The sequence below is a fragment of the Streptomyces armeniacus genome (assembly GCF_003355155.1).
GTDB classification, from domain to species: domain Bacteria; phylum Actinomycetota; class Actinomycetes; order Streptomycetales; family Streptomycetaceae; genus Streptomyces; species Streptomyces armeniacus.
Genome location: NZ_CP031320.1, coordinates 1,123,833 through 1,149,209 on the forward strand (window position 1 = coordinate 1,123,833; position 25,377 = coordinate 1,149,209).

The following is a 25,377-nucleotide window of genomic DNA, read 5'->3' on the forward strand; positions in this document are numbered from 1 at the left end:
CTCCAACCCGGCCCCGGCCCTGGGCCCGGCCCTCCGCACGTACGGCCCGCCCCCCGGCACCCGACCTGCACCCAACCCCCCAGAGGAATCACCGTGAAGAGACGACTCCTGCCGGCACTCGCCGCCCTGCTGCTCGCCCTCCTCGGCGTCAGCACCGCCTCCGCCGACACCGCCGTCGCACCCGCCTCCGCCACCGCGCGGCAGGCGCCGCCGCAGATCCCGGCGGAGAACGTGATGGCCCACCTTGACGAGTTCCAGAAGATCGCGGACGCCAACGGCGACACCCGCGCGCACGGCACCCCCGGCTACGAGGCGTCGGCCGACTACGTCCAGTCGGTCCTGGACGCCGCCGGGTTCGAGACGGAGCGCCAGGCGTTCACGTACAACGGCCGCACCGGCTGGAACGTCATAGCCGAGTGGCCGCACGGCGACACCGAGAACGTCGTGATGGCCGGCGCCCACCTCGACAGCGTCACCCGCGGCCCCGGCCTCAACGACAACGGCTCCGGCAGCGCCGCCGTCCTCGAGGTCGCCCTCGCCGTGTCCCGCGCCGACCTGCGGCCGGAGCAGCGGCTGCGGTTCGGCTGGTGGGGCGCCGAGGAGAACGGGCTGATCGGCTCCGACCACTACGCCGGCGAGCTGGGCCAGTCCGGGCGCGCGAAGCTCGACGCGTATCTGAACTTCGACATGGTCGGCCAGAAGGCCCTCACCGACATGGGCGTCTACACCCACGACGCCGCGATCAGCGGCATGTTCGAGGCGTACTACGAGGCGCAGGGCATCCCCACGTACGGCATCCGCTGGGACGGCAGTTCGGACCACTCGTCGTTCGCGCAGTACGGCGTGACCGTCGGCGGCATCGGCTCCGGCGACGACCCGTGCTACCACAGCCCGTGCGACACCGTGAGCAACGTCGGCGCCGACGTCGTCGGGCACAGCGCCAACGCCATCGCGCACACCGTGTGGCAACTCGGGGGCGCCTGACGGATCTTGGGGCCGTACGGGGCGCGGCGCACGTACGGCCCCCGGCGGCGGGACGTACGGCTCCCGCGGCGGAAATTACTGCTGAGCGACCATTGAGCTCCGCATTCCGGATGGCTAAGGTCGGCACGATATCCCGCTCATGCTGGAGGGGGAGCCATCGCCGACAACGCCGCACCGCCGCACGCGTTCACCGCGCGGGTGGGCGCGTTCACCGCACCGGCCGCGCCGACCGTCCCACCGGCGCCATCCCTGGTGGGCCGGTCGGCGCTGCTCGCGACCGTCGAGTCGCGCCTCGCGGCGTACGGCAGCGTCGTCCTGACCGGCCCCAGCGGCATCGGCAAGACCGCCGTCCTGGAGGCCGCCGGCGCGGCGGCCTCCGCGCGCGGCGAACTCGTCCTGCGCGTCGCCGGCGCCGAGACGGACCGCTGGATTCCGTACTCCGGGCTGGCCGACCTCCTCGACCAGATCCCCGCCGCCCCGCTCGCCGCGCTCCCCGAGCCGCAACGCACCGCGCTGCACGGCGTCCTGCTGCGCGACCGCGAGACAACCGCGACCGGGCAGGGCCGCTCCGTGTGCCGGCTGGCCTGGCGCGGCCTGCTCGCCGAGTGCGCGGCGACCGCGCCCGTGCTGATCCTCGTCGACGACGCGCAGTGGCTGGACACCGCCACCGTGGACGCCACCCGCTACGCCGCCCGGCGGCTCGCCGCCCGCGGCGTACGCGTCGTGGTGGCGGGCCGCTGGCCCCCCTGCCCCGGCGCGCGCGAGAGCGCCGGGCCCTCCTGGTCGCCGACGCCGACGGCGGTCGAACTGGCCGTGCCGCCCCTGGCGCCCGACGCGCTCGCCGAACTCCTGGAGCGCTACGGCCTCCCCGCCCGTATCGCCAACAAGCTGCACGCGGACTCCGGCGGCAACCCGTATCTCGCGCTGGCGCTCGGCGGCGCCTTCACCGACCGCATTCCCCGGCACTGGCGCCCCGCGCCCGTCCCGCAGCGCGTACACGCGCTCATCAGCGAACGTCTGAGCACCCTCACCGCCGGCACCCGCGAGACCCTGCTGATGGCCGCCCTCGCCACCCGCCCCACCGCGGGACTGCTGGTGCGCGCGGGCCGTACGGAGGCCGAGCACGACGTACGGCAGGCAGCCGCGGCCGGACTCCTCGTCACCGAGGGCAGCCAGCTCCGCTTCACCCCGCCCGCCGTCGGCACCGTCCTCGCCGAACACGCCGACGCCGCCCACCGGTCCCGCGTCCACACGGCGCTCGCCGCCGTCGTACCGGACGCGGCCGGGCGCATCCGGCACCGCGCCCTCGCCCAGTCCGGCCCGGACGCCGAACTCGCCCGCTCCCTGGTGACCGCCGCCGAGGCCGCCTCCCGGCAGGGCTCGCACCGCATGGCCGCCGAGCTGTATCTGCTGGCGGCCGACCGCACCCCCGCCGAACCCGACGCGCAGCGCCTCGAATGGCTCGTCGCCGCCGCCGAGGCGGGCGCCTCCGCCGCGCTGCCCGGCCTCGTGCACCGCGCCGCCGACGCCGTGCTCGCCGCCGACTCGCCCAAGGCCCAGCGCGTACGGGTCCGGCTGGCGCTGATCGACCTGTCCGGGCAGGGGCTCGCGGAAATGGACGAGATCCTCGCCGCCGCCCTCGTCGACGCCGAGGGCGACACCGGGCTGACGGCGCTCGTACGGCTGCGGGCGGCGTGGTTCGCCCTGGTTGCGGGCCGCCCGGAGGACAGCGACCGGGAAGCGGAACGCGCCCAGCGGTACGCGCGGGCCGTCGGTGACACCGCGACCGAGGCGATGGCGCTCACCAACCGGGCCATGACGGCGCGGATGCGGGGCCGCGACGACCACGGCCGGTTCCTGGAGCAGGCGCTGCGGCTGCCCGACCCGCCGCTCAGCGGCTGGCTGCACATGGCGCCCCGGTTCTTCGCCGCGCGCTTCGCCGTGTTCGACGACCGCCTCGAGGACGCCCGCGAGGAGCTGCTGCGCATGCTGGCCCTGGTGGAACGCGGCTCCGGCGAGGAGGTCGTCCACGTGCTGCGCGGCCTCTCGGAGGTCTCGGTGCGGATGGGCCGCTGCCGGGAGGCGCTGGACTTCGCGGACCGCGCGGTCCGTATCGCGGAGGAGGCGTCTCTGAGCCCCGGGCCCGGCTGGTACAACGCCGCCGTCGCGGAGCTCGCCGGCGGCACCATCGCCCGCGCCACCACGTACGCGGAACGCGGCCTGCGCGCCTCCGAGCAGGAGCACGACGCCATCTTCCGCTGCCGCCACCTGCACGTGCTGGGGCAGGCACGGCTGCGCTCCGGCGACGTACGGGGCGCGGTCGAGGCGCTGGAACGGGTGCGGGACACGGAGCGTGCGCAGGGCGTGTGCTCACCCAAGACGTACCGCTGGCACGGCGATCTCGCCTCCGCCCTGGCCGCGTTCGGCGCACCGGACCGCGCCGAGGAGGTCATCCGCGCGGCCCGCGCGGCCGTCGGCGACCCCGCCCGGGGCGGCGCCGTCACCGCCCAACTGGACCGCGCGGAGGCCGCCGTACACGCCGCACGCGGCGAACCGGACGCCGCACTGGAGCTGCTGCGCGGCGCGGGACGCCGCTTCACCGAGCTGGGGCAGCCGCTGGAGGTCGGGCACTGCCTGCTGGAGGCGGCCCGCGTCGAACGCCGCCGCCGGCGCCACGCCCCCGCCCGCGCGGCGGCCGACGAGGCGCTGGCCCTGTTCACGCGCTGCGGCGCACGCGCCTGGGCGGACCAGGCGGGCCGCGGCCTCGCCGGCCTCGAACAGCCCGGAGAGGTACGGGTGTTCCCGGCCCTCACGGCCAGCGAGGAACGCATCGCGGTCCTGGTCGGCGAGGGCGCCACCAACCAGGAGGTGGCCTCCCGCATGTTCCTGAGTGTCAAGACCATCGAGGCCTCGCTGACGCGCATCTACCGCAAACTCGGCGTCCGCTCCCGCACCCAGCTCAGCACCTGCCTCCGGCACGCCTCGAACACCGCCCCCGGCCACCCGGACGGGTGAAGCCCGGGCGTTCTCCGGCGGCCCGAACGCCCACGGCCGATGATCACTGCCGGGGCACCCGACACCGGCGTAGCCTGGCAGTGACGACGAGCCGTCGACGACGGTGCTGAGGAGGACCGCGATGAGCGTCGATCCCGCTGTTGAGCCAGTGGCCCACCAGGACCCCGCTGACCTGCTGATCGCGATCGAAAAGGCATCCGCGGAGCCGATCCGGCCCGAGTATGTCGAGGGGTTGATTCTCGTGCCGCCACAGCCCGACTACCAGCACAGCAAGGGCGCCTTCAAGCTGAGCGTTCAGCTCGACGCAGCCGGATTCGGCTTGGCGGGCATGGGCAACGGCTACCGGGTAGGGCAGAGAAGCGGCGCCACCCTGGCGCTCGTCATCCCCGACTTCTACGTGCTGCACCGGGAGCCCACCGACCTCGACGAGGCGTACCGCAAAGCGCACAAGGGCTGGTACCCGATCGACCTGGTCGCCTTGGCGGGCGAGGTCACCTCCACCAACCACGAGACCGACAGCGGCCCCAAGCTGCGCGCCTGCGCGACGGCCGAGATCCCCGTGTACGTGCTGGTCCACCGGCAGCACGGCACGGCGTACGCATACTCGGAGCCGCTCTCGGACCCCGAGGACTCCTCCAGGAGCCACTACCGCGCCGTGTCCTCCGTCGAGCTGGGCGGCAAGCTGCAGTTGCCCGAGCCGTATCCGGCTCTCGACACGGGGCCGCTGCTCCGCGGCTGATCGGTGAGGGTCTTTCGGGGGACACGGGGGCCGTATCGCATGTGATCTCATGGAGGGCTGGAATCTGGCTTGATCTTGGGGGACCTCATGGCGATCGGCGGCAGTCAGCAGCATGCGTACGCACCCGGGCCGTATCCGCCCCAGCCGCAGCGCGTGGACCCCGGCGTGCTCGCCGGGGTGACGGTCTGGCGGCTGGTCATCGTGGTGTGCGCGTTCACCGGGTTCGGCGCGGCGGTCGGCCAGGCGGACCTCGACAGCGTCATGCCGGGCCTGAGTCAGCAGGCCAGCCTGCTGACCGGCATCTGCTACCTCGGCCTGCTGTGCTATCCGCTCGTCACCGGCGGGCAGCGGCACGAGCCGCGGTCGCCCTGGCTGCGCGGCGCGCTCGCCGTACTGCTGATCCTGGTCTCCGTCACCTTCATGACGCTCATGGAGGGCGATCTCGACGAGACCTGGTCCCTGTTCGAGCACGCGATCACGCCACTCGTCGTCCTGGTCGACTGGCTGGCGGTCGGCCGCAACCAGGCAGCCGTGAAGTGGTGGCACCCGCTCACCTGGCTGGCCTTCCCCGCCGCCTACCTCGTGTACTTCGTCGCCGACGACGTCCAGCTCTACGGCGACTTCCTCGACCCGGACTCCGACGACTTCGGCCTCACGGTGGCGGGCTTCCTGCTCGGCGTCGTCGTCGCGGGGTACGTGCTGCTCGCCTGCGCGCTGATCAAGACGGCGAACGGCGCGAACGGGCAGCGGGGGACGACGGGGGCACCGGGACCGTACGGGCAGCAGCCGTACGGGCAGCAGCCGCAGCAGCCGTACGGCCAGCCCCCGTACGGCCAGCCGCAGCCCCCGCAGCAGCTGCCCCAGCAGCCCCCGGCGCCCGCCGCGTACCAGGGCGGCGGCGCTCCGTACGGGCAGCAGTACCCGGGGAGCCCGCCGTACGGGCAGCAGCCGCCACCGCCGTACTACGGCCCGTAGCGGAGCCGCGGGCTCAGCAGCAGCCCATGCCCGCGGCCGTGCTCGCGGCGCCGGCGCCCGCGCCCGGCAGCACCCGCTTGTTGCGCGACTCGGCGTTGCGCGCGGCCAGGGCGTCGTCCGGCGGGTAGCCGACCTCCTCCAGGGTCAGCCCGTGCGGACGTACGACCTGCACCGCCGAGTCCCGTACGCCGGCCGCCAGGACCTCGCCCGGCCAGGACGGCGGGCGGTGCCCGTCTCCGACGAAGAGCATGGCGCCGACGAGCGCGCGGACCATGTTGTGGCAGAACGCGTCGGCCCGCACGGTGGCCTCCAGCACCCCGTCGGGCCGGCGTTCCCAGCGCAGCGTCCGCAGCGTACGGATGGTGGTGGCGCCCTCGCGCTTCTTGCAGAACGCCGCGAAGTCGTGCTCGCCCAGCAGCCGTTCGGCGGCGGCGTTCATCGCGTCGAGATCCAGCGGCCAGTTGTGCCACAGCACATGGCCCCGCAGCAGCGGGTCGACGCCGCCGGGGTGGTCGCCGACGCGGTACGCGTAGCGCCGCCAGACCGCGGAGAAACGCGCGTTGAAGTGCGGGGGCGCCTCGGCGACCCGGTGGACCCGTACATCCATCGGCAGCCGTCCGGCCAGCCTGCGCAGCAGCTGCCCGCCCTGGTCCGCCCACACCTGCTCCGGCAGGTCCACGTGCGCCACCTGGCCGCGCGCGTGCACGCCCGCGTCCGTACGGCCCGCCACCGTCAGCTCCGCGGGCCCGTCCAGCCGCAGCACGACGCGCAGCGCGTCCTCCAGCTCCTCCTGTACGGTGCGGCGCCCGCGCTGGCGCGCCCAGCCGGAGAAGCCGCTGCCGTCGTACGAAAGATCCAGCCGCACCCGTACGGAACCGGGCTCCACCTCGTCACTCACAGCCCGATCCTCTCACCGCCCGGCTCCGGGCCCGCACGGGCGGGCGTGGCCGGTGCGGGGGCGCGGTGAAGAGTGTCGGGTCTTTGTTTACTCGGGGGTAGGCCCGACTCGGGCTCTTGCTATACAGTCCGTCAACAGCGGGCGGGGTTTCCGCCGGTAACCCAGTGCAGCAACGGACGAGGACCTTCCCGACTCGACTCGAGGAGCCCCAGCATGGCAAGCAGCGCCGCGCGTCCGGCGACCGACGACCGGACCCCCGAGAACGACGTCGCGAGCCGGCTGCTCGACTCGTCGGCGCAGCTCTCGTACGACCCGCTCACCGAGGTCGACTGGGAGACGCCGCTGGACAAGGACTTCCACGGCGCCAGCCCGGAGTGGAGCACCCTCTACGGCACCGCGTACTGGCACGAGCTGACCGAGGCCCAGCGCAAGGAGCTGACGCGGCAGGAGGCCGCGTCCGTGGCCAGCACCGGCATCTGGTTCGAGATGATCCTCCAGCAGATGGTGCTGCGCGACGTCTACGCCAAGGACCCGACCACCGACCAGGTGCAGTGGGCGCTCACCGAGATCGCCGACGAGTGCCGGCACTCGATCATGTTCGCCCGCGGCGCCAGGAAGCTGGGCGCCCCCGCCTACCGGCCGCACCGGGTCGCGGTCGAACTCGGCCGCGCCTTCAAGACGCTCGCCTTCGGCGAGGCCGCGTACGCGGCGATCCTGGTCGCCGAAGAGGTCCTCGACGTCATGCAGCGCGACTGGATGCGCGACGAGCGGGTCGTGCCGTTCGTACGCACCATCAACAACATCCACGTCGTCGAGGAGTCGCGGCACATGAAGTTCGCCCGCGACGAGACGCGCAAACACCTCGCGCGCGCCGGCCGGATACGCCGCCAGATCCACTCCTTCGTGATCGCGGTCGCCGCCTACGTCATCGTCACCAGCATGGTGAACAAGAAGGTCTACGCGAACGCGGGACTCGACGAGAAGCGCGCGATCGAGGCGGCGAAGAACAACGAGCACCACAAGTCGATGATGCGGTCCAGCTGTTCGGGCCTGATGGACTTCCTGGCCTCCGCCGGTCTGCTCACCAAGCCCGCGCTGGCGTTCTACAAGCGCGCCCACCTGATCTGACCGGGCGGACCACATGGCCTACGCGATCACCCAGACCTGCTGCAACGACGCCACCTGCGTCTCCGTCTGCCCGGTCAACTGCATCCATCCGACGCCGCAGGAGCGGGAGTTCGGCAGCACCGAGATGCTGCACATCGACCCGAAGACCTGCATCGACTGCGGCGCCTGCGCCGACGCCTGCCCGGTGGACGCGATCTTCCCCGTGGACAGCCTGACCGGCGGCCGGCGCGAGTACGCGGGGATCAACGCGGCGTACTTCGCCGACGTCGCACCGCCCGAACCCGCTCCCGGCAGCCCGAACTTCCACACCTGGGGCGAGCCGTCCTTCGAACGCAGCCTGCCGTCCGACTTCGGCCCGCTCCGGGTCGCGATCGTCGGCACCGGCCCCGCCGGCATGTACGCCGCCGAGGACCTGCTGCTGCACACCAAGGCCGAGGTGACCCTCGTCGACCGGCTGCCGACGGCCGGCGGCCTCGTACGGTACGGGGTGGCGCCGGACCACACCGCCACCAAGAAGGCCGGCGAGACGTTCGCCCGCTTCCACTCGCATCCGCGCGTACGGATGCACCTGGGCCTCGAAGTCGGCAGGCACGTCACCGCCGGCGAACTGGCCGCGCACCACGACGCGGTGATCTACGCCGTCGGGGCGTCCACCGACCGCCGCCTCGGCATCCCCGGCGAGGACCTGCCCGGCAGCATCTCCGCGACCACGTTCGTCGCCTGGTACAACGCGCATCCGGAGGTCGCGCCCGACGCCGTTGACCTGTCGGGCGAGCGGGTGGTCGTGGTCGGCAACGGCAACGTCGCACTCGATGTGGCACGCATCCTCGTATCCGACCCGGACACCCTGGCCGGCACCGAGATCGCCGGCCACGCGCTTGCGGCGCTGCGCCGCAGCAACGTACGGGAGGTGGTGCTGCTCGGACGGCGCGGCCCGGAGGACGCCGCGTACACCAGGTCCGAACTGATCGCGCTCAAGCACATGGACGGCGTCAGCCTGGTCGTCGACGACCACGACCCGCGCATCGCCGCGGCGATCGACGAGGCCTCCCCGCGGGACAAGGCAGGCGCGCTGCGGGACGTGGCACGGGAGCGGGTGGACTGGGCGGCGGCGCCGCGGACCGGGCGGCGCATCGTGTTCCGCTTCCGCTCCGCACCGGTCGCGGCCACCGGCGACGGGCACGTCGCCGCCCTGCGGGTCACGGGCCACGACGGCGAACTGGACCTGCCGGCCGGCATGGCGCTGCGCGCGGTGGGCCACCGCGGAGCGCCGGTGCCGGGGCTGCCGTTCGACGAGACGACCGGCACCGTCCCGAACGAGGGCGGCCGGGTGCCCGGACGCCCCGGGACGTACGTGGTGGGCTGGATCAAGCGCGGCCCCTCCGGCGGGATCGGCGCGAACCGCCGCTGCGCGGCGGAGACCGTCGGCACACTCCTCGCCGACGCCGTGGCGGGGGCGCTGCCGGAGCCGACGCGGAAGCCACGGGCGTTCCGGCGGCTGGCGCGCGCCCGGCGCTGAGCCGCCCCCCTGCACCGCCGCACGCGAACGGGCCCGCCCCCCGTGGGGAGCGGGCCCGCCGACGGCACGGAACGAACCGTACGAACGGAGCGAACGCTCAGGCGTCCTTCTCGTTCTTCTCGTCCTTCGACTCGTCCGAGGTGTCCTCGGCCTCGACCGCGGCGTCCTCCGCCGCGTCCTCGGCCTCGGTGGCCTCGGAGCCCTTCTTCAGGTCCGCCGCGGCCTGGTCACCCGCCGCGTCCTTCGCCGTACGCTTCGTCGCGGCCTCGGCCTCACCGACGGCCTGCTGCTGCACGGTCAGGGCCTCCACCAGCTCGATCACGGCCATGGGGGCGTTGTCCCCGCGGCGCGGACCGATCTTGGTGATACGGGTGTAGCCACCCGGGCGGTTCTCGTAGCGCGGGCCGATCTCGGTGAACAGCGTGTGCACGACGCTCTTGTCCAGGACCGTCTGCATGACCTGGCGACGGTTGTGCAGGTCGCCCTTCTTGGCCTTGGTGATCAGACGCTCCGCGAACGGGCGCAGGCGGCGGGCCTTCGCCTCGGTCGTGGTGATGCGGCCGTGCTCGAAAAGGCTGGTGGCCAGGTTCCCCAGCATCGCCTTCTGGTGCGCGGCGCTGCCGCCCAGACGGGCGCCCTTGGTGGGCTTCGGCATGTTCCTTCTCCTTGATCTCTGCACCGGCCGTATCAGGTACCGGTGTCAGGTCGGCTGAGCGGTCGCCCAGCCGAAACTCGGGGGCCCGGGGCGAGCGGCCCCGGACAGGCCCCCGCCGCCGCGGCGGTCAGCCACGGCGGCGAGGTCCGGCGGGTCCGTACCGACGGGCGCGAGCGCCGCGTACGGTCCGGCAGGCCGCCGTTCAGGCTCAGTACTGCTCGGTCTCCACGAAGCCCTGGTCCGCGTCGTCGTCCGCGCCGAAGGCGTCGGCGGCGGCCGTCGGGTCGAATCCGGGCGGGCTGTCCTTGAGGGCCAGGCCCATGCCGGCCAGCTTCGCCTTGACCTCGTCGATCGACTTCGCACCGAAGTTGCGGATGTCGAGCAGGTCCGCCTCCGAGCGGGCCACGAGCTCGCCAACGGAGTGGATGCCCTCGCGCTTGAGGCAGTTGTACGAGCGCACCGTGAGCTCGAGCTCCTCGATCGGCAGCGCCAGATCGGCGGCGAGCGCGGCGTCCGTCGGGGACGGGCCCATGTCGATGCCCTCGGCGTCGACGTTCAGCTCGCGCGCCAGGCCGAACAGCTCGACCAGGGTCTTGCCGGCCGACGCCATGGCGTCACGCGGCCGCATGGCCTGCTTGGTCTCGACGTCGACGATCAGCTTGTCGAAGTCGGTGCGCTGCTCGACTCGGGTGGCCTCGACCTTGTACGTGACCTTGAGGACCGGCGAGTAGATCGAGTCGACCGGGATCCGGCCGATCTCCTGGCCGACCTGCTTGTTCTGCACGGCGGAGACGTAGCCGCGACCGCGCTCGACGGTCAGCTCCATCTCGAGCTTGCCCTTGCCGTTCAGCGTGGCCAGGACCAGGTCGGGGTTGTGCACCTCGACACCGGCGGGCGGGGCGATGTCCGCGGCCGTCACCAGGCCGGGGCCCTGCTTGCGCAGGTACATCACGACCGGCTCGTCGTGCTCCGAGGAGACGACCAGGCTCTTGATGTTGAGGATGAGGTCGGTGACGTCCTCCTTGACGCCCGGCACGGTGGTGAACTCGTGCAGGACCCCGTCGATCCGGATGCTGGTCACGGCAGCACCGGGGATCGAGGAGAGGAGCGTACGACGCAGGGAGTTTCCGAGGGTGTAGCCGAAGCCCGGCTCCAGCGGCTCGATCACGAACCGGGAACGGAATTCGTCGACGACCTCTTCGGTCAGAGAGGGGCGCTGAGCGATCAGCATGAGAGATGTGCCTCCAGTCTTCGGCAACCGCTATTTGATGCCGTACTGCAAGGGTACGGGCGATACGGCCGTAATGGCAGCCGTACCGCCCGGACCCGTATACGAACTGCTACTTCGAGTAGAGCTCGACGATCAGCTGCTCCTGCACCTGCGTGTCGATCACCTGACGCTCGGGCATCGAGTGCACGAGAATCCGCAGCTGCGACGGAACGGCTTCCAGCCACGCCGGAACGGTCCTGTCGCCGGCCTCCGCCTGAGCCACCTGGAAGGGGGTCAGGTTACGGGAGGACTCCCGCACCGCGACGATGTCGCTCGGTACGACGCGGGCCGACGGGATGTCGTTCTTCCGGCCGTTCAGCGTGATGTGGCCGTGCTTGACCAACTGACGTGCGTGGTCGCGGGACTTGGCGAAGCCGGCCCGGTAGACCACGTTGTCGAGGCGGGTCTCGAGGATCCGCAGCAGGTTCTCGCCTGTCTTGCCCTGCTGGCGGTTGGCCTCGTTGAAGTACCCGCGGAACTGCTTCTCCAGGACGCCGTAGATACGCGCTGCCTTCTGCTTCTCGCGCTTCTGCAGCAGGTACTCGGAGTCCTTGGTGCGCCCGCGCCCGTGCTCACCCGGGGGGTAAGGACGGATCTCGATCGGGCACTTTGCGCTCTCGCACTTAGCTCCCTTGAGGAAGAGCTTCTGCTTTTCCCGACGGCATCGCTTGCAGTCGGCCCCGGTGTAACGCGCCATTGTCTATTTTCTCCTGTTTCGCTGGTCTCAGACTCGGCGGCGCTTCGGCGGGCGGCAGCCGTTGTGCGGGGTCGGGGTGACGTCCTGGATCGAGCCGACCTCGAGCCCGGTCGCCTGGAGCGAACGGATCGCGGTCTCCCGGCCGGAGCCGGGGCCCTTCACGAAGACGTCGACCTTGCGCATGCCGTGCTCCTGCGCACGGCGTGCGGCGTTCTCCGCAGCCATCTGCGCCGCGAACGGCGTCGACTTGCGCGAGCCCTTGAAACCGACGTGGCCGGCGGAGGCCCAGGAGATCACATTGCCGGTCGGGTCAGTGATCGAAACGATGGTGTTGTTGAACGTGCTCTTGATGTGGGCGTGCCCGTGAGCGACGTTCTTCTTTTCCTTGCGGCGCACCTTCTTGGCGCCAGCGGTACGGCCCTTCGGAGGCATATACGTTTACTCCTGTGGAGGTGATCGGTCCAACAGCTGGGACCGCTTGTCAGCGTGTCCGCTGCGGACTACTTCTTGCCCGGCTTCTTCTTGCCGGCGATCGCGCGACGCGGACCCTTGCGGGTACGGGCATTGGTCTTCGTGCGCTGACCGTGGACGGGGAGACCGCGGCGGTGCCGCAGACCCTCGTAGCAGCCGATCTCCACCTTGCGGCGGATGTCGGCCTGAATCTCCCGGCGGAGGTCACCCTCGGTCCGGAGGTTGTTGTCCACGTAGTCACGGATCTTGACCAGGTCTTCCTCGGCCAGGTCCCGTACGCGGGTGTCCGGGTCGACCCCGGTCTCGCTCAGGGTCCGCTGGGCAAGGGTGCGACCGATGCCGAAGACGTAGGTGAGGGCGACCTCTACGCGCTTCTCACGCGGGAGGTCAACGCCTGCGAGGCGTGCCATGGATGTGGCTCCTGATGGGTTTTCGGAGGTCTTCCGCAGCACCGTTCCCGTAAGACTCTGCAGCATTACGAGCCGGGTCCCCGGCCTCCGACCGGGGGTGTCGTCCCCACCGGCAGTGACGGATCACGGCGGGGGGTCGGGTGTCTGCGTATGTACTTTTCACTTGCGTCGCGCGATGTGCGAGAAGTGCGTAAGGCCGGGGGTCGGCTGCTTCAGCCCTGGCGCTGCTTGTGGCGCAGGTTGTCGCAGATGACCATGACCCGGCCGTGGCGGCGGATCACCTTGCACTTGTCGCAGATCTTCTTGACGCTCGGCTTGACCTTCATGAAATCGAGGTTCTCCGGGTCAGTGCCCGTCACCCCACGGGAAGCGGGATGCGGACAAGATCTACTTGTAGCGGTAGACGATCCGCCCGCGAGTCAGGTCGTAGGGAGAGAGCTCCACCACGACCCGGTCGTCGGGAAGGATACGGATATAGTGCATCCGCATCTTGCCGCTGATGTGCGCGAGGACCTGGTGGCCGTTCTGGAGCTCCACCTTGAACATAGCGTTCGGGAGAGACTCGACGACCGTGCCCTCGATCTCGATGGCCCCTTGTTTTTTGGCCATGCTTGAGCGCTTCACCTTCCGGGATCGGCTACCTGGGGTGGACCAGGGCACGAACATGCCCGGGACCGACGAGCCAGTCTACGTCAGGGCATCCCGAAAGACGAATTCGGGTAGCCTCCCCCGGAACCAAGATCCTTAAGCGGGACGGCCCCTCAACGGCGGGCCGTCAGCGCCGGGCCCCTCAGCCCAGCGGGTCGGGCGCCGCGGTGATGCCGTACTCCGCGAGCTTCGCCTTGCCGCCGTCCGGCGCGGTCAGCACCAGCGGGCCCTGCTCCGTGATCGCCACCGAGTGTTCCCAGTGCGACGACCAGGTGCCGTCGTCCGTCTTGACCGTCCACTCGTCGGCCAGCACGTGTGTCTTCGGCGTGCCCAGGCTCAGCATCGGCTCGATCGCCAGGCACACTCCGGGCACCAGCTTGGGACCGCGGCCGCGCCGCCGGTCGACGTAGTTCAGCAGGTGCGGGTCCATGTGCATCTGGGAGCCGATGCCGTGGCCGCCGTAGTCCTCGATGATCCCGTACTTGCCGGACGAGGGGCGGGGCTGCCGCCGTACGTAGCCCTCCACCGCCTTGGAGATGTCCACCAGCCGGTTGCCCTTGCGCATGGCGGCGACGCCCGCCCACATGGACTCCTCGGTGACGCGGCTCAGCTCGTGCAGCTCGGCCGCGTGCCCCTCCCCCACGAACACGGTGATCGCCGCGTCGCCGTGCCAGCCGTCGATGATCGCCCCGGCGTCGATGGAGATGATGTCGCCGGACGCGAGCACGGTCTGGGTGTCGGGGATGCCGTGCACCACGACGTCGTTGACGGAGGTGCAGATGTTGCCCGGAAAGCCGCCGTAGCCAAGGAAGTTCGGCTTGGCGTCGTGCTCGGCGAGCACCTTGGCCGCGACCTGGTCCAGATCCTTGGTCGTGGCGCCCGGCACCGCCGCCTCACGGCACGCCTTGTGCATGGCGGCGACGACCAGCCCCGCCGCCCGCATCTTGGCGATCTGCTCCGGGGTCTTGATCTCCACCATGACGGCTGCCTTTCTCTTTCCGGTGTCCTGTCCCCGCCCGCGACTGAGCCCCGCCGCGACGGGCGGAGTCCGGCGGTCGCGGCGGGGCTCAGTCGCGAGGGCTGCGGACCTAGTCCCGGCCGAGCGCCTGCATGGCCCGGGCCGTGACCTCGTTCACCGCGCCGAGCGCGGAGATCGTGGTCACCAGGCCCTGGGCCTTGTAGTAGTCGATGATCGGCTCGGTCTCGCTGTGATAGACGGCCAGCCGCTTGCGGACCGTTTCCTCACTGTCATCCTCGCGCTGGTACAGCTCGCCGCCGCACTCGTCGCAGACTCCCGGCTGCTCCGGCGTGCTGTACTCGGCGTGGTAGACGTGACTGCTGTCGTTGCGGCAGATGCGCCTCCCGGCGATCCGCTTCACGACCTCGTCCTCCGGGACCTCCAGGTCCAGCACCGCGTCCAGCTTCAGATCGTGCGCACGCAGGAAGCCGTCGAGCGCCTCGGCCTGGCCGATGTTCCGCGGAAAGCCGTCCAACAGGAAGCCGCCGGCGGCGTCCTCCTGCATCATGCGGTCCTCGGCCATCCCGATGGTGACCTCGTCGGGCACCAAGTGGCCCGCGTTCATGTATTCCTTGGCCTGACGCCCGAGCGGTGTGCCCTGGCTGATGTTGGCCCGGAAGAGGTCACCCGTGGAGATGTGCGGGATCGCCAGGTTCTCGGCGAGGTACGCGGCTTGCGTGCCCTTGCCCGCCCCTGGCGGTCCGACGAGGACGATACGCATCAGCGGAGGAACCCTTCGTAATGGCGCTGCTGAAGCTGGCTCTCGATCTGCTTCACCGTCTCAAGCCCGACACCCACGATGATGAGGATGCTCGTCCCTCCGAACGGGAAGTTCTGGTTGGCGTTGAGGGTGATCAGCGCGACGGTGGGGACCAGGGCGATCAGACCCAGGTAGAGCGAGCCGGGCCACGTGATGCGGTTCAGCACGTAGCTCAGGTACTCCGCGGTGGGGCGTCCTGCCCGGATGCCCGGGATGAAGCCACCATACTTCTTCATGTTGTCAGCAACTTCTTCGGGGTTGAAGGAGATGGCGACGTAGAAGAAGGCGAAGAAGACGATGAGCAGGAAGTACGTGATGATGTACGTGGGGCTGTCACCAGCGACCATGTTCTCCTGAATCCAGGTCGCCCACCCTGCCTTGGAGTTGCTGAACTGCACGATCAGCGCCGGGATGTAGAGCAGCGACGACGCGAAGATGACCGGAATCACACCGGCCTGGTTGACCTTCAGCGGGATGTACGTGGACGTACCGCCGTAGGAACGGCGCCCGATCATCCGCTTCGCGTACTGCACGGGAATCCGCCGCTGCGCCTGCTCGACGAAGACCACCAGCGCGACCATGGCCAGGCCGCAGACGATGACGGCGCCGAACTCGATCCAGCCGTCGGCCAGCTTGCCCTGCTCCTTGATGGCCCAGAGCGCTCCGGGGAACCCGGCCGCGATCGAGATGAACATCAGGATGGACATGCCGTTCCCGATGCCGCGGTCGGTGATGAGCTCACCGAGCCACATGATCAGCGCTGTGCCCGCGGTCATGCAGATCACCATCGTGACGGTGGTGAAGATGCTGTCGTTGGGGACGATCTCGTCCCTGACCTGGCACTGCGGGAAGAGGGTGCCGCTGCGGGCGGTGGCCACCAGGCCGGTGGCCTGGAGGATGCCGAGCGCCACGGTCAGATAGCGGGTGTACTGGGTGATCTTGGCCTGCCCGGCGGAGCCCTCTTTCTTGAGGGCTTCCAACCGCGGGATCACGACAACCAGCAGCTGCAGGATGATGCTCGCCGTGATGTACGGCATGATCCCGAGCGCGAAAATGGTCAACTGCAGCAGTGCGCCACCGCTGAACATGTTCACCAGGCCGAAGAGGCCACTGTTCGACTCGGCCTCATCCATGCACTGGTTGACGTTCTCAAAGCTGACGCCCGGCACCGGGACATGAGCCCCAAGCCGAAAGAGGACGATGATACCGAGCGTAAAAAGCAGCTTCTTGCGCAGGTCGGGCGTCTGGAACGCCCGGGCGAACGCGGTGAGCACGGTGCCTCCTGCGCCCCCCGCGCTCAACTACGCGAGAGGTGACGGTCTTGAGGATCGACGGATACGACAGTGCACGCCACCTTACCGGCGACCGTGCCCCCCTTGGAACGACCAACCGGGGACGCCCTCACAGGACATCCCCGGCCGGTCAGCCAACGAACTCAGCCAAGCTCGGTGACGGTGCCGCCCGCAGCGGTGATCTTCTCCTTGGCGGAGCCGGAGACCTTGTCGACGGTCACCTGCAGCGCGACGGAGATGTCGCCGTTGCCGAGCACCTTCACGAGCTCGTTCTTGCGTACCGCGCCCTTGGCGACCAGGTCGTCCTTGGTGACCTCGCCGCCCTTCGGGAACAGCTCGGCCAGCTTCTCCAGGTTGACCACCTGGAACTGCTTGTGCGCGGGGTTCCGGAAGCCCCTGAGCTTGGGCAGCCGCATGTGCAGCGGCATCTGCCCGCCCTCGAAGCGCTCCGGCACCTGGTAACGGGCCTTGGTGCCCTTCGTGCCACGACCTGCGGTCTTGCCCTTCGACCCCTCGCCGCGACCCACACGGGTCTTGGCGGTCTTGGCGCCGGGGGCCGGCCGGAGGTTGTGGACCTTCAGCGGCTTGCTGCCCTGCGGCTCAGCCATGTCAGTCGACCTCCTCGACCGTGATGAGGTGCCGCACGGTGTGCACCATGCCGATCACCTCGGGACGGGCCTCCCGTACGGAGACATCGTTCACACGCTTCAGACCGAGCGTCCGCAGCGTGTCGCGGTGGTTCTGCTTGGTCCCGATGACGGAACGCGTCTGCGTGATCTTGAGGCGAGCCATTACGCGCTCACCCCGGCACGCGCCCGCAGCAGAGCGGCGGGAGCCACGTCCTCCAGCGGCAGGCCACGGCGGGCGGCGATCTCCTCGGGGCGCTGAAGCCCCTGCAGAGCAGCCCTCGTGGCGTGCACGATGTTGATCGGGTTCGACGAGCCGAGCGACTTGCTCAGCACGTCGTGGATGCCCGCGCACTCCAGCACGGCACGCACCGGGCCACCGGCGATCACACCGGTACCGGGCGAAGCCGGCTTGAGCAGCACGACACCCGCGGCTTCCTCACCCTGGATCGGGTGCGGAATGGTGCCCTGGATACGGGGGACCTTGAAGAAGTGCTTCTTGGCCTCCTCGACACCCTTGGCGATGGCGGCCGGCACCTCCTTGGCCTTGCCGTAACCGACACCCACGGTGCCGTCACCGTCGCCCACCACGACCAGCGCGGTGAAGCTGAAGCGACGACCACCCTTCACAACCTTGGCGACGCGATTGATCGCGACGACCCGCTCGACATAGGCGGTCTTCTCGGCGGCACCGCCGCCGTCCCGGCCCTTGCGGTCCCGTCGCTCGCCGCCACCGGCGCCGCCTCCGCGGCGCTGGGGTCCAGCCATTGGAATTACCTCTCTCGTTTAGCTACGGAACGCGCTCAGAACTTGAGCCCGGCCTCGCGGGCGGCGTCAGCCAGCGCGGCGATCCGCCCCGCGTACTTGTTGCCGCCCCGGTCGAACACGACCGCTTCCACGCCGGCTGCCTTCGCACGTTCCGCGACGAGCGCACCGACCTGCTTGGCCTGGTCGCTCTTGGCGCCGTCGGCACCCCGGATGGAGGCGTCGAGGGTCGACGCGGACGCCACGGTGTGACCCGCGATGTCGTCCACGACCTGGGCCACCATGTGCCGGTTGGAACGCGTCACCACCAGCCGCGGGCGCTCGGGCGTGCCCGAGACCTTCTTGCGGATGCGGATGTGACGGCGCTTGGCGGCGGCACGCTTGTACGCGTCACCCTTAGCGATCTTCACGCCGTATGCCATGGCTTACTTACCAGCCTTTCCGACCTTGCGGCGGATGACCTCGCCCGCGTACTTCACGCCCTTGGCCTTGTACGGATCGGGCTTCCGCAGCTTGCGGATGTTCGCGGCGACCTCGCCGACCTTCTGCTTGTCGATCCCCTCGACGCTGAACTTGGTCGGGGACTCGACCGCGAAGGTGATGCCTTCGGGCGCCTCGACGAGGATCGGGTGGCTGTAGCCCAGCGAGAACTCCAGGTTGGAGCCCTTCGCCTGGACGCGGTAGCCGACACCGCTGATCTCGAGGTTCTTGCTGAATCCCTGGGTCACGCCAGTGATCATGTTCGCCACCAGCGTGCGGGACAGGCCGTGCAGGGCCTTGTTCCGGCTCTCATCGTTGGGGCGGGTGACGGCGAGAGCACCGTCCTCACCCCTGGCGATCTCGATGGGAGCGACAACGGTGTGCGAGAGGGAGCCCTTGGGGCCCTTCACCGCGACCGTCTGGCCATCGATGGTGACGTCCACACCGGCGGGAACCTGGATGGGGAGCTTGCCGATTCGCGACATTGCTGTACCTCCGTTCCCGACTACCAGACGTAGGCGAGGACTTCCCCGCCCACGCCCTTCTTCTGAGCCTGCTGACCGGTCAGGAGACCGTGGGACGTGGAGATGATCGCCACGCCCAGGCCGCCGAGGACCTTCGGCAGATTGGTGGACTTCGCGTAGACCCGCAGACCCGGCTTCGAAATCCGCTTGATGCCTGCGATCGAGCGCTCGCGGTTCGGGCCGAACTTCAGCTCGAGAACGAGGTTCTTGCCCACCGGGGCGTCCTCGGTCTTCCAGCCGGTGATGTAGCCCTCCTGCTGGAGGATCTCCGCGATATGCGACTTGATCTTGCTGTGGGGCATCACGACGGAGTCGTGGTACGCCGAGTTCGCGTTTCGCAGACGAGTCAACATGTCTGCGATCGGATCGGTCATGGTCATGTGTTGGCCTTCGGCCTCTCTCGCCGGGGTTTCCTGTATGCGCCATCCCTCTCCCCGAGCTCGGTCGGGACGGGTGCGGTGCGGGGACCTACGGCGTAGTAAGCGTTGTTGTGCTGCTTACCGAGAGTCCTGGCTGGTCCTGCTGCCGGGGTGCGGCAGAAGGATTACCAGGAGCTCTTGGTCACGCCCGGCAGTTCACCGCGGTGCGCCATCTCACGGAGGCACACACGGCAAAGGCCGAACTTACGGTAGACGGAGTGCGGACGGCCGCAACGCTGGCAGCGCGTGTAGCCACGCACCGCGAACTTCGGCTTGCGGCTGGCCTTGGAGATCAGAGCCTTCTTCGCCATGATCAGTTCTCCTTGAACGGGAAGCCGAGGTGACGGAGGAGGGCACGACCCTCGTCGTCGTTGGTCGCCGTGGTCACCACGGTGATGTCCATGCCCCGGACCCGGTCGATCTTGTCCTGGTCGATCTCGTGGAACATGACCTGCTCGGTGAGACCGAAGGTGTAGTTGCCCCTGCCGTCGAACTGCTTCGGCGACAGACCGCGGAAGTCGCGGATGCGCGGCAGCGCGAGCGACAGCAGACGGTCCAGGAACTCCCACATACGGTCGCCGCGCAGCGTCACGTGCGCACCGATCGGCTGGCCCTCGCGCAGCTTGAACTGCGCGATGGACTTGCGGGCCTTGGTCACAGCCGGCTTCTGGCCGGTGATCGTGGCGAGGTCCTTGACGGCCCCGTCCATCAACTTGGAGTCGCGGGCGGCGTCGCCCACACCCATGTTGACCACGATCTTCGTGAGACCCGGGGTCTGCATGACGTTCTCGTACTTGAACTCGTCACGCAGCTTGCCCGCGATCTCCTCGCGGTAGCGCGTCTTCAGACGCGGGACCGTGCTGTTGGCAGTGGTGGTGGCAGTCATCAGATGTCCTCACCGGTCCGCTTGGCAACGCGGATCTTGTTGCCGTCGTCATCGAAGCGGTACCCGACGCGGGTCACGACCTTCTTGCCGTCCTTCTCCACGACGAGCTGAACGTTGCTCACGTGGACCGGGGCCTCGGTCGTCACGATGCCGCCGGTCTTCGAACCACGAGCGGTCTGGCCGGCCTTGGTGTGCTTCTTGACCCGGTTGACACCCTCGACCAGGACGCGGTTCTCGCGGGGGTAGGCCACGATGACCTTGCCCTGCTTGCCGCGGTCCTTGCCGGTGATGACCTGGACCAGGTCGCCCTTCTTGATCTTCATCACAGCACCTCCGGCGCGAGCGAGATGATCCTCATGAACTTCTTCTCGCGCAGCTCACGGCCCACCAGGCCGAAGATACGGGTGCCGCGGGGGTCGCCGTCGCCCTTGAGGATGACGGCGGCGTTCTCGTCGAAGCGGATGTACGAGCCGTCGGGACGGCGGCGCTCCTTGACGGTGCGCACGATGACGGCCTTGACGATGTCGCCCTTTTTCACGTTCCCGCCGGGGATCGCGTCCTTGACGGTAGCGACAATGACGTCACCGATGCCCGCGTAGCGGCGGCCGGAACCACCGAGAACACGGATGGTGAGAATCTCCTTCGCACCCGTGTTGTCGGCGACACGCAGTCGCGACTCCTGCTGGATCACGTCTATCTCCTGATCGTCTGCCGGTTCCCGGCGGGGTACTCGGACCCCGCCGAGCCTGGCGGAACCTCTCCTGGAGAACTCCAGGATGAATGTGTCGGAATCCCCTCGCGGGAATTGCCTACTTGGCCTTCTCGAGGATCTCGACGATGCGCCAGCGCTTGGTGGCGGACAGCGGCCGGGTCTCCATCAGGAGGACGCGGTCGCCGATGCCGGCAGCGTTCTGCTCGTCGTGCGCCTTGAGCTTGTTGGTACGGCGGATGACCTTGCCGTACAGCGCGTGCTTGACGCGGTCCTCGACAGCGACGACGACGGTCTTGTCCATCTTGTCGCTGACGACGAGACCCTCGCGGGTCTTGCGGAAGCCGCGGTCCTGCTGCTTTGTCGTCTCAGTCACATTCGTCTCGCTCATCAGGCGCTCTCCACCGTTTCGATGCCCAGCTCGCGCTCGCGCATCAGGGTGTAGATCCGCGCGATGTCCTTGCGGACGGCCTTCAGCCGGCCGTGGTTTTCGAGCTGTCCGGTCGCCGCCTGGAAGCGGAGGTTGAACAGCTCCTCCTTGGCCTCGCGAAGCTTGCCGACGAGTTCCTCGTCGCCGAGCTCACGCAGCTCGGCCGCCTTGGTTCCGGCCGCCATCACGACTCACCTGCCTCGCGCCGCACGATCCGGCACTTCATCGGAAGCTTGTGGGCGGCGCGGATGAGCGCCTCCTTGGCAATCTTCTCGTTCGGGTAGGACAGCTCGAACATCACCCGGCCCGGCTTGACGTTCGCGACCCACCACTCCGGCGAACCCTTACCGGAACCCATACGGGTCTCGGCGGGCTTCTTGGTCAGCGGACGGTCCGGGTAGATGTTGATCCAGACCTTGCCGCCACGCTTGATGTGCCGGGTCATCGAGATACGAGCGGCCTCGATCTGCCGGTTCGTCACATAAGCCGGGGTGACGGCCTGGATTCCGTACTCGCCGAACGCAAGCTCGGTGCCGCCCTTGGCCATGCCCTTGCGCTTCGGGTGGTGCTGCTTGCGGTGCTTTACCCTGCGCGGGATCAGCATTGGTCAGGACTCCTTTCCGGCAGAGCCGGACGAACCAGCGGCATCGGCGGCCGGAGCGGCCGCGGCGGGAGCCTCGGCCTTGGGGGCCGCGTCGGCCTGCGCCTGCTGAGGCTTACGGCCGCGGCCACCGCGCTCGCCACCACGACGGGGACGCTCGCTGCCGCCGCCACCGCCACCGCCGCCACCGCGCGACGGGCGGTTGCCCGCGCGGGCCGCGGCGTTCTCGGCACGGACCTCGGCGATGTTCTTGACGTCGCCCTTGTAGATCCACACCTTCACGCCGATGCGACCGAAGGTCGTCTTGGCCTCGAAGAAGCCGTAGTCGACGTTCGCGCGCAGCGTGTGCAGCGGCACCCGGCCCTCGCGGTAGAACTCCGAGCGGGACATCTCGGCGCCGCCGAGACGGCCACCGCACTGGATCTTGATGCCCTTGGCGCCGGCCTTCATCGTGGTCTGCATGCTCTTGCGCATCGCACGGCGGAAGGAGACGCGGGAGGACAGCTGCTCGGCGACGGCCTGGGCCACCAGCTGGGCATCCGTCTCGGGGTTCTTGACCTCGAGGATGTTGAACTGGATCTGCTTGCCGGTCAGCTTCTCGAGGTTCCCGCGCAGCCGGTCGGCCTCCGCGCCGCGGCGGCCGATGACGATGCCCGGCCGGGCGGTGTGGACGTCGACACGGACCCGGTCACGGGTGCGCTCGATCTCCACCTTGGAGATGCCGGCCCGCTCCATGCCCTGCGTGAGCATGCGGCGGATCGCCACATCTTCCTTGACGTAGTCCTTGTACAGCTTGTCGGCGTACCACCGGGACTTGAAGTCCGTGGTGATGCCGAGCCGGAACCCGTGCGGGTTTACTTTCTGGCCCATTACCGGGTTCCTTCCTTGCTGCTGACGACCACCGTGATGTGGCTGGTCCGCTTACGGATCCGGTAGGCACGTCCCTGGGCACGCGGCCGGAACCGCTTCAGGGTCGGGCCTTCGTCGACGTACGCCTCCGAGATGAAGAGGCTGTCGGCGTCGGTGTGGTCGTAGTTGTGCGCGGCGTTGGCAATGGCGCTGTCCAGCACCTTGCCTACGGTCACGCTGGCGGCCTGCGGGGCGAAGCGCAGGACCGCTTGGGCCTCCGTGGCATCCATGCCACGGACAAGGTCCACCACGCGGCGGGCCTTCATGGGCGTGACGCGCACGAAGCGCGCCTGGGCCCTGGCTTCCATGGTTGTCCCTTCGGTGTCAGTCATGGTCTTCACACCCGATCAGCGACGCCGCGACTTGCGGTCGTCCTTGACGTGGCCGCGGAAGGTGCGGGTCGGCGCGAACTCGCCGAGCTTGTGGCCGACCATCGACTCGTTGATGAACACCGGGATGTGCTTGCGGCCGTCGTGCACCGCGATCGTGTGTCCGAGCATGGCCGGGACGATCATGGAGCGGCGGGACCAGGTCTTGATGACGTTCTTGGTGCCTGCTTCGTTCTGCACGTCCACCTTCTTGATCAGGTGGTCGTCTACGAAGGGCCCCTTCTTGAGACTGCGCGGCATCTGAACCGTCTCCTAGCGCTTCTTGTTCGTCTTGCGGCGACGGACGATGTACTTGTTGCTGGCCTTCTTCGGCGAGCGAGTACGTCCCTCTTTCTGACCCCACGGCGACACCGGGTGCCGGCCGCCGGAGGTGCGCCCTTCGCCACCACCGTGCGGGTGGTCGATCGGGTTCATGACCACGCCGCGGACGGTCGGCCGTACGCCCTTCCAGCGCATACGGCCGGCCTTGCCCCAGTTGATGTTCGACTGCTCGGCGTTGCCGACCTCGCCTACGGTGGCGCGGCAGCGGACGTCGACCAGCCGGATCTCGCCGGACGGCATGCGCAGGTGGGCCATGCGGCCCTCCTTCGCCAGCAGCTGCACGGAAGCGCCCGCGCTGCGCGCGAACTTCGCGCCGCCACCGGGCTTCAGCTCGATGGCGTGCAGTGTCGTACCGACCGGGATGTTGCGCAGCGCCAGGTTGTTGCCGGGCTTGATGTCGGCGTCGGGGCCGTTCTCCACCCGGTCGCCCTGCTTCAGGCCGGCCGGCGCGAGGATGTAGCGCTTCTCGCCGTCGACGTAGTGCAGGAGCGCGATGCGCGCGGTGCGGTTGGGGTCGTACTCGATGTGCGCGACCTTGGCGGGCACGCCGTCCTTGTCGTGCCGACGGAAGTCGATGACACGGTAGGCGCGCTTGTGGCCGCCGCCCTGGTGACGGACGGTCACACGACCGGCGTTGTTACGGCCACCCTTGCTGTGCAGCGGGCGGACCAGCGACTTCTCCGGCGTGGACCGCGTGACCTCGACGAAGTCGGCGACGCTGGAGCCACGACGGCCCGGGGTCGTCGGCTTGTACTTGCGGATACCCATTTCTCAGTCCTCGTCCGATTCCGGACGACCAGACCTCCGTCAGGAGGTCGGGCCGCCGAAGATGTCGATTCGGTCGCCCTCGGCGAGGGTCACGATGGCGCGCTTGGTGTCGGCGCGCTTCCCGTACCCGGTGCGGGTGCGCTTGCGCTTGCCCTGCCGGTTGATCGTGTTCACCCCGGAGACCTTGACCGAGAAGATGGCCTCGACGGCCTGCTTGATCTGGGTCTTGTTGGCACGGGGGTCGACGATGAACGTGTACTTGTTCTCGTCCAGCAGTGCGTAGCTCTTCTCCGAGACGACCGGCTTGATCAGCACGTCGCGCGGGTCCGTGAACGTCTTGCTGGTGACGGTCGCGGTGGTCGCGGTGCTCTCGGCTGCGGTGTCGCTCATCAGGCGTCGCTCCCTTCGAGCTCGGCCTCGGTCGCGACAGCCTTGCCCGCCTTCACCGGACCGGCCACGAACGAGTCGTAGGCGGCCTTGGTGAAGACCACGTCGTCGGAGACGAGCACGTCGTACGTGTTCAGCTGGCCCGGCTCCAGGAGGTGCACCTGGGGCAGGTTGCGGGCGGACAGCCACGCGGCCTCGTCGGAGCGCTCGGCGACCAGGAGCACGTTCTTGCGCTCGCTGACCTTGCCGAGGAACTCACGCGCGGCCTTCGTGGAGACCTCGCCCTCGACCACGCCGGAGACGACGTGGACACGGTCGTGGCGCGCCCGGTCCGAGAGGGCACCGCGCAGGGCGGCGGCCTTCATCTTCTTCGGCGTCCGCTGCGAGTAGTCACGCGGCACGGGACCGTGCACGACGCCACCACCGGCGAACTGGGGCGCGCGGGTCGAACCCTGGCGGGCGCGGCCGGTGCCCTTCTGGCGGTACGGCTTCTTGCCGCCGCCGCGGACCTCGCCGCGCGTCTTCGTCTTGTGCGTGCCCTGGCGGGCCGCGGCCAGCTGCGCGACAACGACCTGGTGGATCAGCGGAACGCTGACCTGCACGTCGAAGATCTCCGCGGGGAGCTCGACGGTCCCGGCCTTGTCGCCTGCCGGCGAAAGGATGTCAATCGTGCTCATGGTTCCC

General features: G+C 69.4%; 36 protein-coding genes. 6 read left to right on the top strand and 30 right to left on the bottom strand.

Going from position 1 to position 25,377, the window contains the following annotated elements:
• Window positions 1-93 precede the first annotated feature (93 nt).
• The 4 genes from DVA86_RS04810 (at window position 94) to DVA86_RS35905 (ending at window position 5,713) form a co-directional block, all read left to right on the top strand.
• Complete coding sequence (locus DVA86_RS04810; RefSeq protein ID WP_245996345.1) at window positions 94-984, top strand: M28 family peptidase; 891 nt, start codon at window positions 94-96, stop codon at window positions 982-984.
• 198 nt (window positions 985-1,182) lie between these two features.
• On the top strand, window positions 1,183-3,999 hold the full coding sequence (locus DVA86_RS04815) for a helix-turn-helix transcriptional regulator (protein WP_208876068.1): 2,817 nt from the start codon (window positions 1,183-1,185) through the stop codon (window positions 3,997-3,999).
• A gap of 121 nt (window positions 4,000-4,120) precedes the next feature.
• Window positions 4,121-4,738, top strand: coding sequence for a Uma2 family endonuclease (locus DVA86_RS04820; protein WP_208876070.1), 618 nt, complete (start codon window positions 4,121-4,123; stop codon window positions 4,736-4,738).
• 69 nt (window positions 4,739-4,807) lie between these two features.
• Window positions 4,808-5,713: a hypothetical protein gene (locus DVA86_RS35905; RefSeq protein WP_281279268.1), complete on the top strand. Its 906-nt coding sequence runs from the start codon at window positions 4,808-4,810 to the stop codon at window positions 5,711-5,713.
• Window positions 5,714-5,726: 13 nt separating this feature from the next.
• On the opposite strand, the gene truA is transcribed toward DVA86_RS35905, so the two are convergent.
• Window positions 5,727-6,611 carry a tRNA pseudouridine(38-40) synthase TruA gene (gene truA / locus DVA86_RS04830; protein ID WP_208876071.1) on the bottom strand — a complete coding sequence of 295 codons (885 nt, stop codon included), beginning with the start codon at window positions 6,609-6,611 and terminating at the stop codon, window positions 5,727-5,729.
• Between the two features lie 213 nt (window positions 6,612-6,824).
• Between truA and DVA86_RS04835 the strand changes: the two genes are divergently transcribed.
• On the top strand, window positions 6,825-7,739 hold the full coding sequence (locus tag DVA86_RS04835) for an AurF N-oxygenase family protein (protein WP_208876072.1): 915 nt from the start codon (window positions 6,825-6,827) through the stop codon (window positions 7,737-7,739).
• A 13-nt stretch (window positions 7,740-7,752) separates the two neighbouring features.
• Window positions 7,753-9,258: an FAD-dependent oxidoreductase gene (locus DVA86_RS04840; protein WP_208876073.1), complete on the top strand. Its 1,506-nt coding sequence runs from the start codon at window positions 7,753-7,755 to the stop codon at window positions 9,256-9,258.
• 97 nt (window positions 9,259-9,355) lie between these two features.
• Here the strand turns inward: DVA86_RS04840 and rplQ are convergent, their stop codons facing one another.
• The 29 genes from rplQ to rplD form a co-directional block, all read right to left on the bottom strand.
• Entirely contained in the window at window positions 9,356-9,913 is a 558-nt protein-coding gene (gene rplQ / locus DVA86_RS04845; protein ID WP_208876075.1) for a 50S ribosomal protein L17, read from the bottom strand.
• Between the two features lie 208 nt (window positions 9,914-10,121).
• Window positions 10,122-11,144 carry a DNA-directed RNA polymerase subunit alpha gene (locus DVA86_RS04850; protein ID WP_208876076.1) on the bottom strand — a complete coding sequence of 341 codons (1,023 nt, stop codon included), beginning with the start codon at window positions 11,142-11,144 and terminating at the stop codon, window positions 10,122-10,124.
• 109 nt (window positions 11,145-11,253) lie between these two features.
• Window positions 11,254-11,880, bottom strand: coding sequence for a 30S ribosomal protein S4 (gene rpsD / locus DVA86_RS04855; RefSeq protein ID WP_208876081.1), 627 nt, complete (start codon window positions 11,878-11,880; stop codon window positions 11,254-11,256).
• Between the two features lie 27 nt (window positions 11,881-11,907).
• Entirely contained in the window at window positions 11,908-12,312 is a 405-nt protein-coding gene (gene rpsK, locus DVA86_RS04860; protein ID WP_016473404.1) for a 30S ribosomal protein S11, read from the bottom strand.
• Window positions 12,313-12,380: 68 nt separating this feature from the next.
• Window positions 12,381-12,761 (bottom strand): 30S ribosomal protein S13, encoded by a 381-nt coding sequence (rpsM, locus tag DVA86_RS04865; protein ID WP_208876082.1) that lies wholly within the window; start codon window positions 12,759-12,761, stop codon window positions 12,381-12,383.
• A gap of 212 nt (window positions 12,762-12,973) precedes the next feature.
• The gene (rpmJ, locus tag DVA86_RS04870) at window positions 12,974-13,087 is read right to left on the bottom strand and encodes a 50S ribosomal protein L36 (RefSeq protein ID WP_003956441.1); all 114 of its coding nucleotides are present in this window, start codon (window positions 13,085-13,087) and stop codon (window positions 12,974-12,976) included.
• Window positions 13,088-13,148: 61 nt separating this feature from the next.
• Window positions 13,149-13,370 carry a translation initiation factor IF-1 gene (gene infA, locus DVA86_RS04875; protein ID WP_003948620.1) on the bottom strand — a complete coding sequence of 74 codons (222 nt, stop codon included), beginning with the start codon at window positions 13,368-13,370 and terminating at the stop codon, window positions 13,149-13,151.
• Window positions 13,371-13,551: 181 nt separating this feature from the next.
• Window positions 13,552-14,388, bottom strand: a complete 837-nt coding sequence (gene map / locus DVA86_RS04880; RefSeq protein WP_208876083.1) for a type I methionyl aminopeptidase — start codon at window positions 14,386-14,388, stop codon at window positions 13,552-13,554.
• Window positions 14,389-14,497: 109 nt separating this feature from the next.
• On the bottom strand, window positions 14,498-15,148 hold the full coding sequence (locus tag DVA86_RS04885) for an adenylate kinase (RefSeq protein WP_208876085.1): 651 nt from the start codon (window positions 15,146-15,148) through the stop codon (window positions 14,498-14,500).
• Complete coding sequence (gene secY / locus DVA86_RS04890) at window positions 15,148-16,461, bottom strand: preprotein translocase subunit SecY (protein ID WP_208876086.1); 1,314 nt, start codon at window positions 16,459-16,461, stop codon at window positions 15,148-15,150. The genes DVA86_RS04885 and secY overlap by 1 nt, the downstream gene beginning before the upstream one ends.
• A gap of 161 nt (window positions 16,462-16,622) precedes the next feature.
• The gene (gene rplO, locus DVA86_RS04895; RefSeq protein WP_208876088.1) at window positions 16,623-17,087 is read right to left on the bottom strand and encodes a 50S ribosomal protein L15; all 465 of its coding nucleotides are present in this window, start codon (window positions 17,085-17,087) and stop codon (window positions 16,623-16,625) included.
• Between the two features lies 1 nt (window position 17,088).
• Window positions 17,089-17,271 (bottom strand): 50S ribosomal protein L30, encoded by a 183-nt coding sequence (rpmD, locus tag DVA86_RS04900; protein ID WP_208876089.1) that lies wholly within the window; start codon window positions 17,269-17,271, stop codon window positions 17,089-17,091.
• On the bottom strand, window positions 17,271-17,873 hold the full coding sequence (gene rpsE, locus DVA86_RS04905; RefSeq protein ID WP_121518485.1) for a 30S ribosomal protein S5: 603 nt from the start codon (window positions 17,871-17,873) through the stop codon (window positions 17,271-17,273). Before rpsE ends, rpmD begins: the two co-directional genes overlap by 1 nt.
• A gap of 35 nt (window positions 17,874-17,908) precedes the next feature.
• Window positions 17,909-18,292, bottom strand: a complete 384-nt coding sequence (gene rplR / locus DVA86_RS04910) for a 50S ribosomal protein L18 (protein WP_208876090.1) — start codon at window positions 18,290-18,292, stop codon at window positions 17,909-17,911.
• A gap of 3 nt (window positions 18,293-18,295) precedes the next feature.
• On the bottom strand, window positions 18,296-18,835 hold the full coding sequence (rplF, locus tag DVA86_RS04915) for a 50S ribosomal protein L6 (protein ID WP_208876091.1): 540 nt from the start codon (window positions 18,833-18,835) through the stop codon (window positions 18,296-18,298).
• A 20-nt stretch (window positions 18,836-18,855) separates the two neighbouring features.
• A complete protein-coding gene (gene rpsH / locus DVA86_RS04920) occupies window positions 18,856-19,254 on the bottom strand; it encodes a 30S ribosomal protein S8 (RefSeq protein WP_208876093.1) in 399 nt (132 codons plus the stop codon).
• A gap of 164 nt (window positions 19,255-19,418) precedes the next feature.
• On the bottom strand, window positions 19,419-19,604 hold the full coding sequence (locus DVA86_RS04925; RefSeq protein WP_208876095.1) for a type Z 30S ribosomal protein S14: 186 nt from the start codon (window positions 19,602-19,604) through the stop codon (window positions 19,419-19,421).
• Window positions 19,605-19,606: 2 nt separating this feature from the next.
• Window positions 19,607-20,179, bottom strand: a complete 573-nt coding sequence (rplE, locus tag DVA86_RS04930) for a 50S ribosomal protein L5 (protein WP_208876097.1) — start codon at window positions 20,177-20,179, stop codon at window positions 19,607-19,609.
• Window positions 20,179-20,502 carry a 50S ribosomal protein L24 gene (rplX, locus tag DVA86_RS04935; protein ID WP_208876098.1) on the bottom strand — a complete coding sequence of 108 codons (324 nt, stop codon included), beginning with the start codon at window positions 20,500-20,502 and terminating at the stop codon, window positions 20,179-20,181. Before rplX ends, rplE begins: the two co-directional genes overlap by 1 nt.
• The gene (gene rplN, locus DVA86_RS04940) at window positions 20,502-20,870 is read right to left on the bottom strand and encodes a 50S ribosomal protein L14 (protein ID WP_208876099.1); all 369 of its coding nucleotides are present in this window, start codon (window positions 20,868-20,870) and stop codon (window positions 20,502-20,504) included. Before rplN ends, rplX begins: the two co-directional genes overlap by 1 nt.
• Before the next feature lie 118 nt (window positions 20,871-20,988).
• Window positions 20,989-21,279 (bottom strand): 30S ribosomal protein S17, encoded by a 291-nt coding sequence (gene rpsQ, locus DVA86_RS04945; protein WP_208876100.1) that lies wholly within the window; start codon window positions 21,277-21,279, stop codon window positions 20,989-20,991.
• Window positions 21,279-21,503 (bottom strand): 50S ribosomal protein L29, encoded by a 225-nt coding sequence (gene rpmC, locus DVA86_RS04950; protein ID WP_208876101.1) that lies wholly within the window; start codon window positions 21,501-21,503, stop codon window positions 21,279-21,281. Before rpmC ends, rpsQ begins: the two co-directional genes overlap by 1 nt.
• Window positions 21,503-21,922, bottom strand: a complete 420-nt coding sequence (gene rplP / locus DVA86_RS04955; RefSeq protein ID WP_027749266.1) for a 50S ribosomal protein L16 — start codon at window positions 21,920-21,922, stop codon at window positions 21,503-21,505. Before rplP ends, rpmC begins: the two co-directional genes overlap by 1 nt.
• Before the next feature lie 3 nt (window positions 21,923-21,925).
• Window positions 21,926-22,789 (bottom strand): 30S ribosomal protein S3, encoded by an 864-nt coding sequence (gene rpsC, locus DVA86_RS04960; RefSeq protein WP_208876102.1) that lies wholly within the window; start codon window positions 22,787-22,789, stop codon window positions 21,926-21,928.
• On the bottom strand, window positions 22,789-23,136 hold the full coding sequence (rplV, locus tag DVA86_RS04965) for a 50S ribosomal protein L22 (RefSeq protein ID WP_121518475.1): 348 nt from the start codon (window positions 23,134-23,136) through the stop codon (window positions 22,789-22,791). The genes rpsC and rplV overlap by 1 nt, the downstream gene beginning before the upstream one ends.
• A gap of 39 nt (window positions 23,137-23,175) precedes the next feature.
• Window positions 23,176-23,457 (bottom strand): 30S ribosomal protein S19, encoded by a 282-nt coding sequence (rpsS, locus tag DVA86_RS04970; RefSeq protein ID WP_208876103.1) that lies wholly within the window; start codon window positions 23,455-23,457, stop codon window positions 23,176-23,178.
• A 12-nt stretch (window positions 23,458-23,469) separates the two neighbouring features.
• Complete coding sequence (rplB, locus tag DVA86_RS04975) at window positions 23,470-24,306, bottom strand: 50S ribosomal protein L2 (protein ID WP_208876104.1); 837 nt, start codon at window positions 24,304-24,306, stop codon at window positions 23,470-23,472.
• Window positions 24,307-24,345: 39 nt separating this feature from the next.
• Window positions 24,346-24,696 carry a 50S ribosomal protein L23 gene (gene rplW / locus DVA86_RS04980; RefSeq protein WP_208876106.1) on the bottom strand — a complete coding sequence of 117 codons (351 nt, stop codon included), beginning with the start codon at window positions 24,694-24,696 and terminating at the stop codon, window positions 24,346-24,348.
• Entirely contained in the window at window positions 24,696-25,370 is a 675-nt protein-coding gene (gene rplD / locus DVA86_RS04985) for a 50S ribosomal protein L4 (RefSeq protein WP_208876108.1), read from the bottom strand. Before rplD ends, rplW begins: the two co-directional genes overlap by 1 nt.
• Window positions 25,371-25,377: the final 7 nt, after the last annotated feature.

What these genes read in the sequence shown, in the direction of transcription:
- rpmD (WP_208876089.1), bottom strand. Translation starts at nt 17,271, where the DNA reads ATGGCTCGCCTCAAGATCACGCAGACGCGTTCCGTCATCGGGACCAAG.
- rpmC (WP_208876101.1), bottom strand. Translation starts at nt 21,503, where the DNA reads ATGGCGGCCGGAACCAAGGCGGCCGAGCTGCGTGAGCTCGGCGACGAG.
- DVA86_RS04840 (WP_208876073.1), top strand. Translation starts at nt 7,753, where the DNA reads ATGGCCTACGCGATCACCCAGACCTGCTGCAACGACGCCACCTGCGTC.
- rplR (WP_208876090.1), bottom strand. Translation starts at nt 18,292, where the DNA reads ATGGCATACGGCGTGAAGATCGCTAAGGGTGACGCGTACAAGCGTGCC.
- rplE (WP_208876097.1), bottom strand. Translation starts at nt 20,179, where the DNA reads ATGACTGCCACCACCACTGCCAACAGCACGGTCCCGCGTCTGAAGACG.
- DVA86_RS04850 (WP_208876076.1), bottom strand. Translation starts at nt 11,144, where the DNA reads ATGCTGATCGCTCAGCGCCCCTCTCTGACCGAAGAGGTCGTCGACGAA.
- rplF (WP_208876091.1), bottom strand. Translation starts at nt 18,835, where the DNA reads ATGTCGCGAATCGGCAAGCTCCCCATCCAGGTTCCCGCCGGTGTGGAC.
- infA (WP_003948620.1), bottom strand. Translation starts at nt 13,370, where the DNA reads ATGGCCAAAAAACAAGGGGCCATCGAGATCGAGGGCACGGTCGTCGAG.
- rpsM (WP_208876082.1), bottom strand. Translation starts at nt 12,761, where the DNA reads ATGGCACGCCTCGCAGGCGTTGACCTCCCGCGTGAGAAGCGCGTAGAG.
- DVA86_RS04925 (WP_208876095.1), bottom strand. Translation starts at nt 19,604, where the DNA reads ATGGCGAAGAAGGCTCTGATCTCCAAGGCCAGCCGCAAGCCGAAGTTC.
- rplQ (WP_208876075.1), bottom strand. Translation starts at nt 9,913, where the DNA reads ATGCCGAAGCCCACCAAGGGCGCCCGTCTGGGCGGCAGCGCCGCGCAC.
- map (WP_208876083.1), bottom strand. Translation starts at nt 14,388, where the DNA reads ATGGTGGAGATCAAGACCCCGGAGCAGATCGCCAAGATGCGGGCGGCG.
- rplV (WP_121518475.1), bottom strand. Translation starts at nt 23,136, where the DNA reads ATGGAAGCCAGGGCCCAGGCGCGCTTCGTGCGCGTCACGCCCATGAAG.
- rpsS (WP_208876103.1), bottom strand. Translation starts at nt 23,457, where the DNA reads ATGCCGCGCAGTCTCAAGAAGGGGCCCTTCGTAGACGACCACCTGATC.
- DVA86_RS04885 (WP_208876085.1), bottom strand. Translation starts at nt 15,148, where the DNA reads ATGCGTATCGTCCTCGTCGGACCGCCAGGGGCGGGCAAGGGCACGCAA.
- DVA86_RS04820 (WP_208876070.1), top strand. Translation starts at nt 4,121, where the DNA reads ATGAGCGTCGATCCCGCTGTTGAGCCAGTGGCCCACCAGGACCCCGCT.
- rpmJ (WP_003956441.1), bottom strand. Translation starts at nt 13,087, where the DNA reads ATGAAGGTCAAGCCGAGCGTCAAGAAGATCTGCGACAAGTGCAAGGTG.
- rplP (WP_027749266.1), bottom strand. Translation starts at nt 21,922, where the DNA reads ATGCTGATCCCGCGCAGGGTAAAGCACCGCAAGCAGCACCACCCGAAG.
- rpsC (WP_208876102.1), bottom strand. Translation starts at nt 22,789, where the DNA reads ATGGGCCAGAAAGTAAACCCGCACGGGTTCCGGCTCGGCATCACCACG.
- rpsE (WP_121518485.1), bottom strand. Translation starts at nt 17,873, where the DNA reads ATGGCTGGACCCCAGCGCCGCGGAGGCGGCGCCGGTGGCGGCGAGCGA.
- rpsH (WP_208876093.1), bottom strand. Translation starts at nt 19,254, where the DNA reads ATGACCATGACCGATCCGATCGCAGACATGTTGACTCGTCTGCGAAAC.
- DVA86_RS04835 (WP_208876072.1), top strand. Translation starts at nt 6,825, where the DNA reads ATGGCAAGCAGCGCCGCGCGTCCGGCGACCGACGACCGGACCCCCGAG.
- rpsD (WP_208876081.1), bottom strand. Translation starts at nt 11,880, where the DNA reads ATGGCGCGTTACACCGGGGCCGACTGCAAGCGATGCCGTCGGGAAAAG.
- rpsQ (WP_208876100.1), bottom strand. Translation starts at nt 21,279, where the DNA reads ATGAGCGAGACGAATGTGACTGAGACGACAAAGCAGCAGGACCGCGGC.
- rplB (WP_208876104.1), bottom strand. Translation starts at nt 24,306, where the DNA reads ATGGGTATCCGCAAGTACAAGCCGACGACCCCGGGCCGTCGTGGCTCC.
- rplD (WP_208876108.1), bottom strand. Translation starts at nt 25,370, where the DNA reads ATGAGCACGATTGACATCCTTTCGCCGGCAGGCGACAAGGCCGGGACC.
- rplO (WP_208876088.1), bottom strand. Translation starts at nt 17,087, where the DNA reads ATGGCTGAGCCGCAGGGCAGCAAGCCGCTGAAGGTCCACAACCTCCGG.
- rplX (WP_208876098.1), bottom strand. Translation starts at nt 20,502, where the DNA reads ATGAAGATCAAGAAGGGCGACCTGGTCCAGGTCATCACCGGCAAGGAC.
- rplW (WP_208876106.1), bottom strand. Translation starts at nt 24,696, where the DNA reads ATGAGCGACACCGCAGCCGAGAGCACCGCGACCACCGCGACCGTCACC.
- rpsK (WP_016473404.1), bottom strand. Translation starts at nt 12,312, where the DNA reads ATGCCTCCGAAGGGCCGTACCGCTGGCGCCAAGAAGGTGCGCCGCAAG.